Raw genomic sequence first — 17,062 nt, 5'->3', positions numbered from 1 at the left:
TAAAATTTTTGAATTTAAAGTATATATAACCTATTAAAAAGTGACAAACTATTTGATAACATTAAAGAGTATAGGTATATTAGTAGAAATAGTACGTTGTTAACATACCATTATAGAAAGAGATTGGAGGCATATACGTGGGGCAAAGTGCTTATAAAATAACTGTAGAAGATGGAACAACTTTAGAAGTTAAAGTAGATAAAGCAAACATAGCGACTTATGGTATTATACATATATTTCATGGTATGGCCGAACATATGGATCGATACGAAACACTTGTTAATGCTTTAACGCATCAAGGCTATGATGTGATTAGACATAATCATAGAGGACATGGAAAAGAGATTGATGAGAAAGAACGTGGACATTACGACAGCATGAATCAAGTCGTTCAAGATGCGTTTGAAATTGCACAAACTTTATATGATAGTGAGAAAGGATTACCCTATATTGTATTAGGCCATTCAATGGGATCTATTATTGCACGTTTATTCGTTGAAACTTATCCAAATTTTGCAAATGGATTGATATTAACTGGAACAGGACAATATCCTAAATGGAAAGGAATTCCTGCAGGGATTAGTTTGAAATTAATTTCTATTTTTACTGGGAAACGTAATCGCTTAAAATGGGTCAATCAACTCGTTTACAAATCATTTAACAAGAAGATTGATCAACCACGAACTGAAAGTGACTGGCTTTCATCACAATCTACAGAAGTTGATAAATTTGTAAACGATGAGTATACCGGCTTTTTAGTTTCAAACCAATTAATTTATGAAACAGTAAAATATATGACACGTACTGCAAATTATAGTCAATTAAAAAAAATGAATAAACAGTTACCAGTATTGATGATTTCAGGAAAAAATGATCCTTTTGGAGAGTATAGCAGAGGCATAAAATCCTTGGCCAGAAAATTTAAAACAGCTGGGATTAAACATATTACGGTACAGCTTTATGCAAATAGAAGACATGAAATATTATTTGAAGTTGATCAACAAATGATATGGAATCATATGTTTGATTGGATTCAAAAACAAGTATTGAAAAATAATCAGAGTGAGGCGTAATCATTGCAAGCATCAAAAAAACCTTTTCTAGTAGTCATTGTAGGACCGACAGCTTCGGGTAAAACAGAATTGAGTATCGAATTAGCTAAAAAAATGAATGGAGAAATCATTAGTGGCGATTCGATGCAAGTATACCGTCAAATGAATATAGGTACTGCAAAGGTAACGGAAACAGAAATGGAAGGGATACCCCATTATTTAATAGATATCTTAAATCCTAATGAATCATTCTCTGCATACGAATTTAAAAAAAGAGCAGAAGTGCTTATTGAAGATATTACAAAAAGAGGTAAAGTACCTATTATTGCAGGAGGTACAGGTTTATATATTCAATCTTTAATTTACGATTATCCATTTGATGATGAAAATATATCAGTAGAAAAAGAATTGAGAGTAAAAGAAAAAATAGATGCATTAAATCAATTAAAAAATGATGACTTGCATCGTTATTTAGCATCGTTTGATGAAACATCAGCTAAAGATATTCATCCAAATAATAGAAAAAGAGTACTTAGAGCGATTGAATATTACTTAAAAACAAAAAAACTTTTAAGTTCTCGAAAGAAAGTTCAACAATTTACAGAAAATTATGATACATTATTAGTAGGGATTGAAATGTCGCGCAAAACATTATATACAAGAATAAATAAACGTGTTGATATTATGTTGGGCCACGGATTATTTAATGAAGTGAAAGCACTAGTTGAACAAGGTTTTGAGTCTAGTCAGAGTATGCAAGCAATTGGTTACAAAGAACTTGTCCCTGTTATAAAAGGAGAAATGGAATTAGAACCAGCTGTAGAATTATTGAAACAACATTCAAGGCAATATGCGAAAAGACAACTCACATGGTTTAAAAACAAAATGAATGTTCAATGGTTTGATAGAGAGACAATGTCACTTCAAATGATGTTAGATGAGATTACAACCCAAATAAATAAAAGGAGTTCTAAACATGATTGCAAACCAAAACATCCAAGATCAAGCACTAGAGAACTTTAAAGCAGAACAAACGGAAGTTACTGTATTTTTCTTAAATGGCTTTCAAATGAAAGGCGTTATCGAAGACTTTGATAAATACATGATTAGCTTAGTTTCTCAAGGCAAACAACATTTGATTTACAAACATGCGATCAGCACTTTTACTGTGGATACAGAATCTACTGATTCAGAAGCTACAGGCGAAGGTGAAGAATAAGTTGTAATTAAAGTGCCAAGTTACTAGCTTTTAGAGCGTAGTCCACGGTCGAAATTTATACGTAGCTTGCAAAATTCTCATCAATTTTTGCACTTTTGAACAAGTAAAGGAAATGTTTGTAATAAAGCAAAGCTTCAATATAGAACGATTGTCTATGACATAGTAATCTATATTGAAGCTTTTATTTAATTTATAGAAGTTTTTCAATATCTTTTTCAATTTGAGCAGGTTTTTTCTGAGGTGAGAATCGTTGAACAACATTACCTTCACGGTCAACTAAAAACTTAGTAAAATTCCATTTAATTTTTTCACTTAACATACCTTTAGCTTGACTTGTTAAATAATGGAACAATGGATGTTGGTTATCACCTTTAACGTCAATTTTTTCATGAATAGGGAATGTGACACCGTAGTTAATTTTACAATTTTGATTTGCTTCAGCACCAGAACCAGGTTCTTGACCACCAAACTGATTGCATGGGAAACCTAAAACAATAAATCCTTGGTCCTTATATTTATTATATAATTCTTGTAATCCTTCAAATTGTGGCGTAAATCCACATTCACTCGCTGTATTAACAATAAGCATAACATTGCCTTTATATACATCTAATTTATAATTTTCACCATTAGATTTTTGAACTTCAAAATCATAAATATTTTCCATACTATCACCCTTTCAACTTAGCTTTAATTTAACATAGTTTTAGTCGTTAGTCTTTAAACTTGCTCTATGATAGAATATGTAAGACATGCTAAAAAAGGAGATGTATATCATGGCTCAGCAACACACTTATGATACAAAGAAAAAGCTAGAAACTGCTGTATTAGTTGGTGTACATGCTCAAAGTGATCATCAATATAATTTTGAATCTACAATGGAAGAATTAGAAGCTTTAGCATTGACTTGTCAATTAGATGTTAAAGGACAAGTCACTCAAAATAAAGATCAATTTGATTATAAATATTATGTTGGCAAAGGTAAGATTGATGAAATTAAAGCTTTTATAGAATTTCATGACATCGATGTTGTTGTGACAAATGATGAGTTAACAACGGCACAATCAAAAACATTAAATGATAATTTGGGCATTAAAATTATCGATAGAACACAGCTCATTCTTGAAATTTTTGCTTTAAGAGCGCGTAGTAGAGAGGGCAAATTACAAGTTGAATTAGCTCAACTCGATTATTTACTCCCTAGATTACAAGGACATGGAAAAAGTTTATCTCGTTTAGGCGGGGGAATTGGTACGCGTGGTCCTGGTGAAACAAAATTAGAAATGGATAGACGTCATATTAGAACACGTATGAATGAGATTAAACATCAACTTAAAACAGTAGTCGAACACCGTGAAAGATATCGTAATCAACGCGAACAAAATCAAGTATTTCAAATTGCACTTATTGGCTATACCAACGCTGGAAAATCTTCTTGGTTTAATGTTTTAGCAAATGAAACGACTTTTGAAAAAGATTTACTATTTGCTACACTTGACCCTAAAACACGACAAATACAAATTAATGATGGGTTTAATTTAATTATTTCTGATACTGTAGGCTTCATTCAAAAATTGCCTACAACGTTAGTAGCAGCATTTAAGTCGACATTAGAAGAAGCAAAAAGCGCAGATCTACTTCTACATGTCGTTGATGCAAGCCATCCAGAATATCGTGCTCAATATGATACGGTTAATCAATTGGTAAAAGACTTACATATGGATGACCTTCCACAAGCGATTATTTTTAATAAAAAAGATCAATGTTCTGAAGAAACTGATGTACCGGTATCAGATCACCCATCTGTATTTGTATCAAGTCGTAATAGTGAAGATAAATTAAAAGTGAAACAGTTACTGTTTGATCAAATAAAAGCGACTTTGTCATATTACGTAGAAACTGTATCTAGTGAAGAGGCAGATAGATTATATTTTTTAAAACAACATACACTTATCGAAGAAATGAAATTTGATGAGAATAATGAAAGTTATATCGTTACAGGATATAGAAAATAATTATATACAAAGGAGGATAAATTGCATGTCGGATATTCAACACATCGTTTCTGAAGTAGAAAAAACGTTAACACCCTTTTTTAAAGAAATTGAAGAAACTGCTTATATTAACCAGGAAAAGGTTCTTGATGCTTTTCATCATGTTAAAGCGAGCGAGAATGATTTAGTAGGTTCTACAGGATATGGTTATGATGATTTTGGACGTGATCATTTAGAAGAGATATATGCTTATACGTTTAAAGCAGAAGATGCAATTGTTAGACCTCAAATTATTTCAGGTACTCATGCCATTACATTAGCATTGCAAAGTACACTCAAATATGACGATGAACTGATGTACATTACAGGTAGTCCCTATGACACCTTACTTGAAGTGATTGGTGTTAATGGCAATGGTATTGAAAGTCTAAAAGAGCATGGCGTGACATATAAAGAAGTTGCATTAAAAGATGGAATGATTGATATTGAAACTGTTTTAAATACTATTTCGAAACAAACGAAAGTTATAGCTATTCAACGTTCAAAAGGATATGGACAACGCCCTTCAATTACAGTAGATGAAATAGAAAATGCTATTTCTCAAATTAAACAACGATATCCAAATGTAATTATTTTTGTAGATAATTGCTATGGAGAGTTTGTAGAGCATCGAGAACCAATAGAAGTGGGCGCAGATTTAATTGCAGGATCATTAATAAAAAATCCTGGTGGTGGATTAGCAAAAATTGGTGGTTACATTGCAGGACGAAAAGATTTAATAGAACGTTGTGGTTATCGTTTAACTGCACCTGGTATTGGTAAAGAAGCGGGTGCTTCATTATCTTCATTGCAAGAAATGTATCAAGGATTCTTTTTAGCACCGCATGTAGTGAGTCAAAGCTTAAAAGGCGCACTATTTACAAGTTTACTTCTTGAAAAAATGAATATGAACACAGTACCCAAGTACGATGCTAAGCGTACAGACTTAATTCAAACCGTTCAATTTGATACAAAAGAACAGATGATTGCATTTTGTCAAAGTATTCAACATGCTTCACCAATTAATGCACACTTTAGTCCTGAACCTAGTTATATGCCTGGTTATGAAGATGATGTCATCATGGCAGCAGGAACATTTGTGCAAGGCTCCTCTATTGAATTATCAGCAGATGGTCCGATTCGTCCGCCTTATGAGGCATATGTGCAAGGTGGTCTAACTTATGAACATGTTAAAATTGCAGTAACACGTGCAGTAATGAATTTAAAAGAACAGAATTTAATTTAAGTAGTATAACAAAATATTCAAAAATAGATAGTAATAAAAATAATGAGAATGAATTTCCTTTTGTATATGGATTTATTTTATGATAATATATCATGGTTAATTATGCGAGATACTAATGAATAAGAAGGTTTAAATCAATTATGAAAGAAAATTTTTGGAATGAATTACCACGTCCATTTTTCATTTTAGCGCCGATGGAAGACGTGACAGACATTGTTTTTCGACATGTAGTAAGTGAAGCAGCGAGACCGGATGTATTTTTTACTGAATTTACAAATACGGAGAGTTTTTGTCATCCAGAAGGGATACATAGTGTACGAGGGCGTTTAACATTCAGTGAGGATGAACAGCCTATGGTTGCTCATATATGGGGTGATAAGCCAGAACAATTTAAAGAAATGAGCTTTGGTTTAGCAGATATGGGCTTTAAAGGTATTGATTTAAATATGGGCTGTCCTGTCGCAAATGTTGCCAAAAAGGGTAAAGGGTCTGGGTTAATTTTACGACCAGAAAGAGCAGCTGAAATTATTCAAGCAGCCAAGGCAGGTGGATTACCTGTTAGTGTTAAAACACGTCTAGGTTATTATAATATAGAGGAATGGAAAGAATGGTTAAGACATGTGTTTAAGCAAGACATTGCAAACTTATCTATCCATCTTCGCACACGTAAAGAAATGAGCAAAGTCGATGCACATTGGGAATTAATTGAAGCCATTAAAGAAATGCGCGATGAAGTGGCGCCTCAAACATTATTAACTATCAATGGTGATATTCCAGATAGACAAAAAGGAATGGAACTTGCGACGAAATATGGTATTGATGGAGTTATGATTGGAAGAGGTATTTTCCATAATCCTTTTGCATTTGAAAAAGAGCCACGCGAACATACAAGTAAAGAACTCTTGGATTTATTTAGATTACATTTAGAGTTATTTGAAAAGCATTCAAATGAAGACACACAACAATTTAAAAGTTTACGACGTTTCTTTAAAATTTATGTGCGAGGTATTAGAGGTGCAAGTGAATTACGACATCAATTAATGAGTACAGAAACTGTAGATGAAGCTCGAGCATTACTTGATGATTTTGAAGCAAATATGGAAGATAACCATTAATGAAGCTTAAGTTTTTAAAACTTAACAATAAGAATACGCTATCGTATAGATGCCTTAAAAAATAATTTTTAAATAGTAAAAAGCCTGTAGATAACTGTATCTATAGGCTTTTATGTTTATATGTAAGAAATATTTAATTTCCATGTAAGAAAACCTAACATATTTTTGTATTTCATATTAAACTATGCTAAATTATAGACAAGTTCAAAAGTAGGGGTGAGGTTATAGTGTCTAACGATACAATAAGACGTAATATGGCCGTGTTCTCTATGAGTGTTGTTTGTAAATTGACAGAACTCACAGCAAGACAAATACGTTATTATGAAACACATGAACTCATTAAGCCCGAACGTACCGAAGGAAATAAAAGGTTATTCTCTATGAATGACTTAGAGAGCCTGTTAGAAATTAAAGCGTTAATTGAAAAAGGTTTTAATTTAAAAGGTATTAAACAAATAATTACAAATAATCAAGGGCACTTAACTACTGATGAACAAGAAACGAGAAAAAGAATGATTGTAGATGCAACTCAGAAACCGCGCAGTGAAGCTTTACCGATAAACCGTGGCGATTTATCACGATTTATTAATTAATAACTTGGAGGATGTCTACCATGTCAAAACGTACTTTTACAAAAGAAGATATTCGCAAATTTGCAAAAGAGGAAAACGTAAGATATTTAAGATTACAATTCACTGATATCTTAGGTACAATCAAAAATGTTGAAGTTCCAGTAAGCCAATTAGAAAAAGTGTTAGATAATGAAATGATGTTTGACGGATCTTCAATCGAAGGTTTCGTACGTATTGAAGAATCAGATATGTATTTATACCCAGATTTAGATACTTGGGTTATCTTCCCTTGGACAGCAGGTCAAGGCAAAGTAGCACGTTTAATTTGTGATGTTTATACAACTGATGGTGAACCATTTGCTGGGGATCCACGTACGAACTTAAAACGTATATTAAAAGAAATGGAAGACTTAGGTTATACAGATTTCAACTTAGGACCTGAACCAGAATTCTTCTTATTCAAATTGGATGAAAAAGGTGAACCAACATTAGAATTAAATGATAATGGTGGTTACTTCGACTTAGCACCAACTGACTTAGGTGAAAATTGTCGTCGTGACATCGTCCTTGAATTAGAAGATATGGGCTTTGATATCGAAGCAAGTCACCATGAAGTAGCACCGGGTCAACACGAAATTGACTTCAAATATGCAGATGCAATTTCAGCATGTGATAACATTCAAACATTTAAATTAGTTGTTAAAACAATTGCACGTAAACATAATTTACATGCGACATTTATGCCAAAACCATTATTTGGTGTAAATGGAAGTGGTATGCACTTTAACGTATCTTTATTCAAAGGTAAAGAAAATGCATTCTTTGATCCAAACGGCAAAGACCAATTAACTGAAGATGCTTATCACTTTACTGCAGGTATCTTAAATAATGCACGTGGATTTACAGCAGTATGTAACCCATTAGTCAATTCATATAAGCGTTTAGTACCTGGTTACGAAGCGCCATGTTACATTGCTTGGAGTGGTAAAAACCGTTCTCCATTAGTACGTGTACCTACTTCAAGAGGTTTATCAACTCGTATTGAAGTACGTTCAGTTGACCCAGCAGCTAACCCATATATGGCTTTAGCTGCGATCTTACAAGCTGGTTTAGACGGTATTAAAAACAAAACTAAAGTACCAGAACCAGTAAACCAAAATATTTATGAAATGAATCGTGAAGAACGTGAAGCAGTAGGTATTCAAGATTTACCATCTACACTTTATACTGCATTAAAAGCAATGCGTGAAAACGATACAGTTAAAAAAGCATTAGGCAATCACATCTATAATCAATTTATTAATTCTAAATCTATCGAATGGGACTATTACAGAACTCAAGTATCTGAATGGGAACGCGATCAATACATGAAACAATACTAATCGCTAAGCAAAAAGGGGAAAGACTTAGGGATATAAGAAGTTAAGGCACTTGCCTTAGCTTCTTTTTTGTTTGAAAACTGGGCAACTAAATCATAAAAATTAGAGCGATTTTGAGAAACTGGGCAACTATTGGGCAACTAAAGTTAAAAAACATTCTTTATATACGTTTCAAAATTTTCTAGTTTAATCATAGGTCGTTTAGCTTCTTATTTAATTCTCAATATTGGTTTATAAATCAACTTCTAGTGTTAATTTTTATTTTGAACATTCAAAGTAATATTATGAAATAAAGACAGAATAATAAGAATTTAGATAATAATCACGAATAAGTATAAAAAATGAGGAAAACATCTTTTGATTAGAAATATTCCGAAAATAAATACAACGTATATACATTAATTTTTATGTTGCTTTGACCCATTGACTTGATATTATATCCATTGATTACGTGGTCACGAACTTTTTAGCTTTCTTTAGTTCTGTGGATTTCGTTATGATTATTGTCATCAGTTTTCTGTTTACTATTTTGTTGTGACGGAAATAAACATCTACTTATAGTATATGTGTATCATCAGATGTAATGTATCCAATCGTATCACCATTACTTTGTGGTTAATACCATTCATTATGATATTGATTTTGTTTACTATTATTATCTTGAATAGTATTGAATGGTATTGGTGATTAATTCTTATTTGCAATTTGAGTCTTATCTTGATTAAGTGGAGCATTTTGAATATCGATTAATAAGAGGATATGTTTTTTGATTTTTATTATTATCTTGCTTTTCTTTTTATCAATGTTTTGAGAAGTATGTTTTTTTGGTTTTTCATGCTCGCTTACCACTAAATATTTTTTCATAATATGTATCGACTATTTTTATTTAATATATCAGTAAAATATGAATGAATTATAAAAATATTATGTAAACATAAAAATATAGACCCAAAGTACGTCATCTTAAGGTCTATATTAAATAAATTAATAATTAAATTAATTCTAAAAGTTTGTCTATATTTTCCTCAGTTGTTGCCCAACTTGTTGCAAATCTAACAACACGATGTGTATCATCGTATTTTTCCCAAATTGCAAATTTCACTTTACTCTGAAGATCTTTAATCTTATCATCACTTAATACGAAAAATTGTTGATTAGTAGGAGAATCAAAATACACTTTATAACCTTTATCGATAAATCCTTGCTTCATTTTATTCGCCATATTAATAGCATGTCGACTAATTTCAAAATACAAGTTATCAGTAAATAATTCCAAAAATTGAATACCAACTAAACGTCCCTTAGCAAGTAGGGCACCATGTTGTTTAATACGTGTAGTGAAATGTGTAGGTTCATTATTGTTTGTGAATACAATCGCTTCACCACATAGTGCACCAATCTTTGTACCACCAATATAAAAAATGTCACAGTAATTAGCAATATCTTCAATTGTGACATCTGTTTCGTCACTCATTAAACCATAACCTAATCGTGCACCATCCATAAATAATGGAATGTTATGTTCTTTACAGACTTCTGATAAATTCTTGAGTTCTTCTTTGCTATAAAGCGTTCCATATTCAGTAGGATGAGAAATATATACCATACCAGGAAATACCATATGTTCACGCTTGAAATCGCTATAAAAAGTTTCAAGATAGGTATTTACTTCTTTAGGTGAAATCTTACCTTCATAAGATGGCACTGCTAATACTTTATGACCACTAAATTCTATAGCGCCCCCTTCATGTACTGCCACATGACCTGTATCTGCTGAAATAACTCCTTCATATGGCTTTAATACAGTATTAATAACAACTTGATTTGTTTGTGTACCACCAACTAAAAAACGAACAGTGGCTTCAGGACATTGAATCGTTTTTCGAATTTGATCAGCGGCTTGTTTTGAAAATTGATCATCCCCATAACCCGAAGCTTGAATATAATTTGTATCAATAAAACGTTGTAAAATTTTTGGATGTGCGCCTTCTAGGTAATCATTTTCAAAAGATATCATCGAATTCCTCCCTAACTTCCTTATGCTTATTCTAAACTGATTATTCTGAAAATTCGAATAGAATGTGTTTAGTATACACCACCTTTTTACAAAAGTGAATTTAAGAGAATAAAAATAAAAATGTAAGCGCTTTTAAAATACATCCTATTTCTCTTACAATTTAGTTGATAAATACATGTAAAAGGACTATGATTTAAACAAATATATGAAATGGAGTGTTACAAATGAGCAAAGTAAAATTTAAAAGAATTCAAGAACAAACAATTGAAGAATTGGAAAATGAAATTAATCAATATTTAGCAAGTGAAGAAGGTAGTCGCTATGAATTATTAAATGTTTCAATTGATAAAATTGAAGAACGTCAATTTCCTAATAATGAAGAAATATTAAGTGCCTTTTTAATATTAGCCGATAAATAAAACTTGAATTTTAGAAGTAGGAGTTTAGAATTATGATAAGTCTTTTTGGCCCTAAAATTGGCACAATATTGAATATCATTTTAGTGATTGGATTTTTAGTCAATTTAGTGTTGGCTTTTACTTTGATTTTTCTAGAGCGTAACAGACGTAGTGCATCTTCGACATGGGCTTGGATATTTGTATTATTTGTATTACCAGTGCTTGGATTTATTCTTTATCTATTTTTCGGTAGAACAGTTTCAAAAAGAAAAATGGAGAAAAATAATGGTAAAGAGCTAGATGTTTATAAAGATTTGATCGATGAACAAGCTCATAAAATTGATCATCATAACTATCATACAGAAAATAAGCAGCTACAAAATCATCAAGACATGGCAAGAATGCTATTAAAGAAACAAGATGCTTTTATTACTGAAGACAATACAATTGATTTATTTATTGATGGTCATGAATTATATGATAAAGTAATTGAAGATATTTATAATGCGAAAGATTACATACATTTAGAGTACTTTGGATTTGAAATCGATGGTCTAGGCAAACGAATTATCGATGCCCTAGAAACAAAGTTAAAAGAAGGTTTAGAAGTTAAATTACTCTACGATGATGTGGGTTCAAAAAAATTAAAACGTCACAAATTTAAACGTTTTGAATCATTAGGTGGAGAAGTAGAAGCATTTTTTGCATCTAAACTACCAATTATTAACTTTAGAATGAATAATCGTAACCATCGTAAGATTATTGTTATTGATGGTCAAATCGGGTATATTGGTGGATTTAACGTAGGTGACGATTATTTAGGTTTAGGTAAACTAGGATACTGGAGAGATACGCATTTAAGAGTACAAGGTGATGTTGTAAATGCACTTCAAATTAGATTTATTCTTGATTGGAACTCTCAAGCACATCGTCCACAATTTGAATATGATAAAAAGTATTTTCCTAAAAAGAAAGTACACGATGGTCATTCAGCCATTCAAATTGGTTCAAGTGGACCTGCATATGAACTACATCAAATTGAGTTTGGATATACCAAAATGATTATGAGTGCGAAAAAATCTATTTATATTCAAACACCTTACTTTATACCAGATCGAGCTTACATTAATGCATTGAAAATGGCAGCCAATACTGGCGTTGATGTTAACATAATGATTCCATGTAAACCTGATCATCCATTTGTCTACTGGTCTACATTTTCAAATGTTGCTGAATTACTTGAATATGGAGTAAAAGTGTATACGTATCAAAATGGATTTATACATTCTAAAATGTTAATGATTGATGATGAAGTCAGTAGTGTAGGTTCATCTAATATGGACTACAGAAGCTTTGTATTGAACTTTGAAGTTAATGCATTCGTATATGATGAACAATTAGCTAAGAAGTTAAAAGAGGCGTATAAAGAAGATATTAAAAAATCTAAACAACTTACAATTGAGAAATATAAAAAACGGCCATTATCAATTAAATTTAAAGAAGATATTGCCAAATTATTATCACCAATCTTGTGAGAATTAATAAAACCGACAAAGCATTGTGCTTTGTCGGTTTTATTAATGTGACAAATGTCACTTAAAAATAATGACATTTTTATCTGAAATTATAACTTGTTTGTTGATAAATTATTTATATTAACAAAAGGAAGTGATGAGTTATGATTCAAATTCGACATTTATCTAAAAGATATAATGGAAAGATAGTATTGAAAAACATATCTCTAAATATAGAAAAGGGTATTAGTACTGCATTAATAGGAAAAAATGGAGCCGGAAAATCAACTTTAATTAATATTTTAATTAATCATTTGAAAGCAGAAACGGGAGAAATTATAGATATAAATCATGTATTAAATTTAAATCATATTGGTGTATTATTTCAAAAAACGTCTTTTCCTAGGTTAATAAAAGTAAAGGAATTATATAAATTATTTTGTCAACTATACAAGGATACAATTTCAATAGATGAATTTAAAAAAATTACAAAATTGAATGATAGCCAGTTGAATCTGTATGCAAATCACTTATCTGGTGGACAACAACGAATATTAGATTTTGGATTATGTTTAATAGGAAAGCCAAAGCTACTCATTTTAGATGAGCCTACTGCAGCAATGGACATTGAAATGAGAGAACATTTTTGGTCAATTGTGCGTAAATTAAAAAAAGAAAAAGTATCGATTTTTTATACTTCTCATTATATTGAAGAAGTAGAACGAATGGCAGATAAAGTTATATTTCTTGATCAAGGCATTATTAAGTTAAATGATTCACCTAGAAATATATTAACCAATCAACACTATTCAATAATTAAAGTGCCAAATACAGTAGACAATAATTTACAGAATTTAACAAATTATTTTGAGGTAAAAATTGAAGATACTATTTTAAAAATTAAAACATCTGATGTTAAGAAAGTAATATATTATTTGGAAAAATTAAATATAAATTTAAATGACATTACTATTGAAAAGCAAACATTGTTAGAAACAATTTTATTTGCTGATGTAAAAGAGGGAGGGACTAAAAATGAATAATATCGCTTTATTAAAAACAGAATTTAAAATTATTTTTCGAAAGAAACTAACTACATTCTTATCAATCATATTACCGGTAGGCTTTTATTTATTATTTACTTCTTTACTAGACTTACCAGAAGAGGCGAAACAGCAGTTCTATAAAGAATATATGTATAGTATGACAGTGTTTAGTTTGATGAGTTTTTGTTTAATGCAATTTCCTTTAGACATTATAGAAGAAAGAAATACAGGTTGGTTTAAACGATTAATGGTTACTCCCTTATCCAGTAAAATCTATTTTATCACTAAAGTAATAAAAACAATGTTGTTATTTTTATTATCTATTCTTTTAATATTTGTTGTTGCTCATCTTTATAAAAATGTAAATATGAGTATACAACATTGGTTACTTTCAGGTGTTTCGTTATGGATAGGTGCAAGTTTATTTTTAACCTTAGGATTAGTAATCGCTCAATTTAATGAGACACAAAAGGTAAATAGTATAGCAAACATAATTAATATGTTGTTAGCGATATTAGGAGGATTGTGGTTTCCAGTTCAAACATTTCCAATTTGGTTACAAAAAATTTCGAAAATTACTCCAACATATCATTTGAAAAATTTGGCACTGGAATTAGTTAAAAATCAAGGATTAAACATTACTTCATTATTTACTTTAATTGTATATAGTATAATGTTTTTAATTATTGCAATGTGGATTAACCAAAGAAAAGAAGTGAACTAGATGGAAAAAAGAAAATGGAGTATTAGATTAGGAGAACTTTCTACGCTTTTATATTTGTTATTTCCAATTATAAGCATCTTTAATGAAAAACGAGGTTCTCAAACTGTATATTTAATTGTTTTAGCTATTTTCATTGTGTCGTATCTTATGTTAGTAATATATTATTATCGATTTAACAATAACGTAAAATATAGCCTATTAGTGGTTCATTATGTAGGAATTATATATTTTGTTTATACTATTAATCCAATGAATAGCTTATTCTTTTTCTTTAGCGCATTTGCATTACCTTTCATGTTTGAAGTAACAATTAAGTCTAAAGAATTTATTACATTTATAATTGCAATGCTTTTATGTCTCACAATTACAAGTTTTTATCAAATAGAATATGTTTCTGTATTAATTATCTTTTATTTAGTTATTTTAATTATTACACTAGGAAATTTTAAAACTAAAAAAGATAGAGCATTAAAAAAAGAAATAGAAGAGAAAAATAAGTATATTAATACATTAATTGCAGAACAAGAACGTCAACGTATAGGGCAAGATTTACATGATACACTAGGGCATGTATTTGTAAGCCTTAGTTTAAAATCAGAATTGGCATATAAGTTGATTGATAAAAATCAAGAAAAAGCTAAAAATGAAATATTAGCGATTAATCAGATGTCTAAAGATACCTTAATTAAGGTAAGAAATATTATTGAAAATTTAAAATCTCAAAGTTTTGAAGAGGAAATTCAATCTATAAAAACTGTTTTAAAAGATGCAAACATTCAATTTGAATTAAAAAATATAAGAAAGGTAAATGTTTTAAATCCAACAAAGCAATCTATACTATCAATGATTTTGAGAGAAGCAATCAATAATGTCATTAAACATGCAAATGCTAGTAAAATCTGTTGTGAGGTTAGACAAGAAAAAAATGAACTCTACTTAATTATTCAAGATAATGGAAAAGGTTTAAACGATACAGAAGACATTAAGTTAGAAAGTATAGAAAATAGAGTTCAATTTCTTAATGGAAAGCTAGAAATTAAAGATAAAAGTGGTATGCATATACGTATTATAATACCAAGAGAGGATATTAAATGATTAGCATTATAATAGCAGAAGATCAATATATGTTGCGAAAAGCAATGGTTCAACTGATTGAATTCAATGACCAAATGAAAGTGATTGAGGACTGTGGTAATGGGGTTGACGCATTTGAGTTTATTGAAAAGTATTATCCAGATATTGCTATATTAGATATTGAAATGCCTGGACTGACAGGATTAGAAGTATTAGTTAAAATAAAAGAATTTAAATTAGATACTAAAGTCATTATTGTAACAACATTTAAAAGACCAGGTTATTTTGAAAAAGCTGTGGCTAATGATGTAGATGCATACGTATTGAAGGAACGTTCAGTAGAAGATTTAATACAAACTATCCAAAACGTCATGAAAGGTGAAAAAGAGTATAGTACTTCATTAATGACTACTTTATTTAAAGAATCTAATCCCTTAACACATAAAGAACAAGTTGTATTACGTGAAATTGGAAATAATCTAAGTAGTAAAGAAATTGCAGAAAAACTTTATCTCTCAGATGGAACAGTAAGAAATTATACGTCTAATATAATTGATAAATTAAATGCAGATAATCGGTTTAATGCTTGGAAGCAGGCGAAAGAAAAAGGATGGATATAAAAGTAAGTAAAAAATTTAAAATAATATAAAAAAAGACTGAATTGAATGATATTTAATGTTTTCAATTCAGTCTTTTATTGAGAGTGACGTTGTATGATACTCCCTTATTTATCTTTTCGTTTACGTATAATACTTTGAATAATATAAACAATAAATCCAACTAAAATGCCTAACAATACTGCTATAACAACCGAAACAATAATAGGCAGTTTATAAACGATTTGTAAAATAACGCCAACAATAATAGCAATTACAACAGCAATCATCGTGACTAAATTTTCATTACGTTCGCTCATGTCTTTCACTCCTAACATGTATAATTATATCATGTTGAATATCAATTAATCATTTTTTGAAAATAAATTTAATATAGGTAGACTTTTTAGGTCGAAAGTATTGATTGATCATTAAATACGTATTATATATTATATTTGAGTATTAAAAATATAATATAGGGGGCACCTATGAATTCAAAGAAAAATTTAACAATAATTGTTCTTGCTGTCATTGTTATTGGCGTATTAGCATTTCAATTTTTAAATCATACAGGGCCATTTAAAGACGATAGTCAGCATCCTTCATCTAATTCAACACAGACAGAATTTAAAGGAAAAGAGAAAGTTCACGTTGATCGTGTTGTAGATGGAGATACATTTGTGGCTAAGAAATCAAATGGTGAGCAAATTAAGGTACGTTTAATTGGTGTTGATACACCAGAAACGGTTAAACCTAACACACCAGTTCAACCTTATGGGAAAGAAGCCTCTAATTACAGCAAACGACATTTGAATAATAAAGATGTGTATTTAGAATATGATAAGGAAAAAGAAGACCGTTATGGTCGTACATTAGCCTATGTATGGTTAGATGAAAAAACGATGTATAACGAAGAATTAGTTAAAAAAGGATTAGCTCGTGAAAAATACTTCTCACCTAACGGTAAATATAGAAGTACATTTGAAAAAGATGAACAGCAAGCTAAAAAAGATAAAGTGAATCTTTGGAGTTAAAAAATAAGTATGAGTCCGGGACATAAAGTATCTGGATAAGTGA

The 17,062-nt window shown here is 30.3% G+C and carries 19 protein-coding genes; 15 read left to right on the top strand and 4 right to left on the bottom strand.

The features are described from left to right. Nucleotides 1-137 precede the first annotated feature (137 nt). The 3 genes from HMPREF3046_RS09545 to hfq are packed head-to-tail and all read left to right on the top strand — an operon-like array spanning nucleotide 138 to nucleotide 2,271. Nucleotides 138-1,073 carry an alpha/beta hydrolase gene (locus HMPREF3046_RS09545; protein WP_070719074.1) on the top strand — a complete coding sequence of 312 codons (936 nt, stop codon included), beginning with the start codon at nucleotides 138-140 and terminating at the stop codon, nucleotides 1,071-1,073. Nucleotides 1,074-1,076: 3 nt separating this feature from the next. Beyond that, complete coding sequence (gene miaA, locus HMPREF3046_RS09540) at nucleotides 1,077-2,075, top strand: tRNA (adenosine(37)-N6)-dimethylallyltransferase MiaA (protein WP_070719073.1); 999 nt, start codon at nucleotides 1,077-1,079, stop codon at nucleotides 2,073-2,075. Continuing rightward, the gene (gene hfq, locus HMPREF3046_RS09535) at nucleotides 2,029-2,271 is read left to right on the top strand and encodes an RNA chaperone Hfq (RefSeq protein WP_070719068.1); all 243 of its coding nucleotides are present in this window, start codon (nucleotides 2,029-2,031) and stop codon (nucleotides 2,269-2,271) included. Before miaA ends, hfq begins: the two co-directional genes overlap by 47 nt. A gap of 190 nt (nucleotides 2,272-2,461) precedes the next feature. Here the strand turns inward: hfq and HMPREF3046_RS09530 are convergent, their stop codons facing one another. Then, on the bottom strand, nucleotides 2,462-2,938 hold the full coding sequence (locus HMPREF3046_RS09530) for a glutathione peroxidase (RefSeq protein ID WP_070719065.1): 477 nt from the start codon (nucleotides 2,936-2,938) through the stop codon (nucleotides 2,462-2,464). Between the two features lie 109 nt (nucleotides 2,939-3,047). Between HMPREF3046_RS09530 and hflX the strand changes: the two genes are divergently transcribed. The 5 genes from hflX (at nucleotide 3,048) to glnA (ending at nucleotide 8,619) form a co-directional block, all read left to right on the top strand. Continuing rightward, the gene (hflX, locus tag HMPREF3046_RS09525; RefSeq protein ID WP_070719062.1) at nucleotides 3,048-4,286 is read left to right on the top strand and encodes a GTPase HflX; all 1,239 of its coding nucleotides are present in this window, start codon (nucleotides 3,048-3,050) and stop codon (nucleotides 4,284-4,286) included. Nucleotides 4,287-4,311: 25 nt separating this feature from the next. Beyond that, nucleotides 4,312-5,550, top strand: coding sequence for a methionine gamma-lyase family protein (locus HMPREF3046_RS09520; protein ID WP_070719060.1), 1,239 nt, complete (start codon nucleotides 4,312-4,314; stop codon nucleotides 5,548-5,550). A 140-nt stretch (nucleotides 5,551-5,690) separates the two neighbouring features. Next, nucleotides 5,691-6,665: a tRNA dihydrouridine synthase gene (locus HMPREF3046_RS09515; RefSeq protein ID WP_070719056.1), complete on the top strand. Its 975-nt coding sequence runs from the start codon at nucleotides 5,691-5,693 to the stop codon at nucleotides 6,663-6,665. Between the two features lie 224 nt (nucleotides 6,666-6,889). Beyond that, a complete protein-coding gene (locus HMPREF3046_RS09510; RefSeq protein WP_176662098.1) occupies nucleotides 6,890-7,258 on the top strand; it encodes a MerR family transcriptional regulator in 369 nt (122 codons plus the stop codon). A 20-nt stretch (nucleotides 7,259-7,278) separates the two neighbouring features. After that, complete coding sequence (glnA, locus tag HMPREF3046_RS09505) at nucleotides 7,279-8,619, top strand: type I glutamate--ammonia ligase (RefSeq protein WP_002448751.1); 1,341 nt, start codon at nucleotides 7,279-7,281, stop codon at nucleotides 8,617-8,619. Nucleotides 8,620-9,303: 684 nt separating this feature from the next. Here the strand turns inward: glnA and HMPREF3046_RS11430 are convergent. Together HMPREF3046_RS11430 and HMPREF3046_RS09500 are read right to left on the bottom strand one after the other, a co-directional pair. Further along, nucleotides 9,304-9,480, bottom strand: a complete 177-nt coding sequence (locus HMPREF3046_RS11430; protein WP_185956981.1) for a hypothetical protein — start codon at nucleotides 9,478-9,480, stop codon at nucleotides 9,304-9,306. Between the two features lie 127 nt (nucleotides 9,481-9,607). Beyond that, nucleotides 9,608-10,633: a threonine aldolase family protein gene (locus HMPREF3046_RS09500; RefSeq protein ID WP_070719054.1), complete on the bottom strand. Its 1,026-nt coding sequence runs from the start codon at nucleotides 10,631-10,633 to the stop codon at nucleotides 9,608-9,610. Nucleotides 10,634-10,857: 224 nt separating this feature from the next. Here HMPREF3046_RS09500 and HMPREF3046_RS09495 point away from each other — a divergent pair, with 224 nt between their 5' ends. The 6 genes from HMPREF3046_RS09495 to HMPREF3046_RS09470 all read left to right on the top strand — a co-directional run bounded on the left by HMPREF3046_RS09495 (nucleotide 10,858) and on the right by HMPREF3046_RS09470 (nucleotide 16,009). Then, nucleotides 10,858-11,052 (top strand): hypothetical protein, encoded by a 195-nt coding sequence (locus HMPREF3046_RS09495; RefSeq protein WP_002448761.1) that lies wholly within the window; start codon nucleotides 10,858-10,860, stop codon nucleotides 11,050-11,052. A 32-nt stretch (nucleotides 11,053-11,084) separates the two neighbouring features. Further along, nucleotides 11,085-12,566 carry a cardiolipin synthase gene (gene cls, locus HMPREF3046_RS09490; RefSeq protein WP_070719052.1) on the top strand — a complete coding sequence of 494 codons (1,482 nt, stop codon included), beginning with the start codon at nucleotides 11,085-11,087 and terminating at the stop codon, nucleotides 12,564-12,566. 143 nt (nucleotides 12,567-12,709) lie between these two features. Beyond that, nucleotides 12,710-13,588 (top strand): ABC transporter ATP-binding protein, encoded by an 879-nt coding sequence (locus HMPREF3046_RS09485; RefSeq protein ID WP_070719051.1) that lies wholly within the window; start codon nucleotides 12,710-12,712, stop codon nucleotides 13,586-13,588. Beyond that, entirely contained in the window at nucleotides 13,581-14,315 is a 735-nt protein-coding gene (locus tag HMPREF3046_RS09480) for an ABC transporter permease (RefSeq protein WP_070719048.1), read from the top strand. The genes HMPREF3046_RS09485 and HMPREF3046_RS09480 overlap by 8 nt, the downstream gene beginning before the upstream one ends. Beyond that, nucleotides 14,316-15,410: a sensor histidine kinase gene (locus HMPREF3046_RS09475; protein WP_070719045.1), complete on the top strand. Its 1,095-nt coding sequence runs from the start codon at nucleotides 14,316-14,318 to the stop codon at nucleotides 15,408-15,410. It begins immediately after the preceding gene. Beyond that, on the top strand, nucleotides 15,407-16,009 hold the full coding sequence (locus HMPREF3046_RS09470) for a response regulator transcription factor (RefSeq protein WP_070719041.1): 603 nt from the start codon (nucleotides 15,407-15,409) through the stop codon (nucleotides 16,007-16,009). Before HMPREF3046_RS09475 ends, HMPREF3046_RS09470 begins: the two co-directional genes overlap by 4 nt. A 104-nt stretch (nucleotides 16,010-16,113) precedes the next feature. On the opposite strand, the gene HMPREF3046_RS09465 is transcribed toward HMPREF3046_RS09470, so the two are convergent. Continuing rightward, complete coding sequence (locus tag HMPREF3046_RS09465; protein ID WP_002448766.1) at nucleotides 16,114-16,305, bottom strand: hypothetical protein; 192 nt, start codon at nucleotides 16,303-16,305, stop codon at nucleotides 16,114-16,116. Nucleotides 16,306-16,473: 168 nt separating this feature from the next. Between HMPREF3046_RS09465 and HMPREF3046_RS09460 the strand changes: the two genes are divergently transcribed. Further along, nucleotides 16,474-17,019 (top strand): thermonuclease NucI, encoded by a 546-nt coding sequence (locus HMPREF3046_RS09460; RefSeq protein WP_070719040.1) that lies wholly within the window; start codon nucleotides 16,474-16,476, stop codon nucleotides 17,017-17,019. Nucleotides 17,020-17,062: the final 43 nt, after the last annotated feature.

Source organism: Staphylococcus sp. HMSC070D05 (genome assembly GCF_001815595.1).
Taxonomy (GTDB): Bacteria; Bacillota; Bacilli; order Staphylococcales; family Staphylococcaceae; genus Staphylococcus; species Staphylococcus hominis.
The sequence above is the reverse complement of the archived record's forward strand: the minus strand, read 5'-3'. Positions and strand labels throughout refer to the sequence as shown.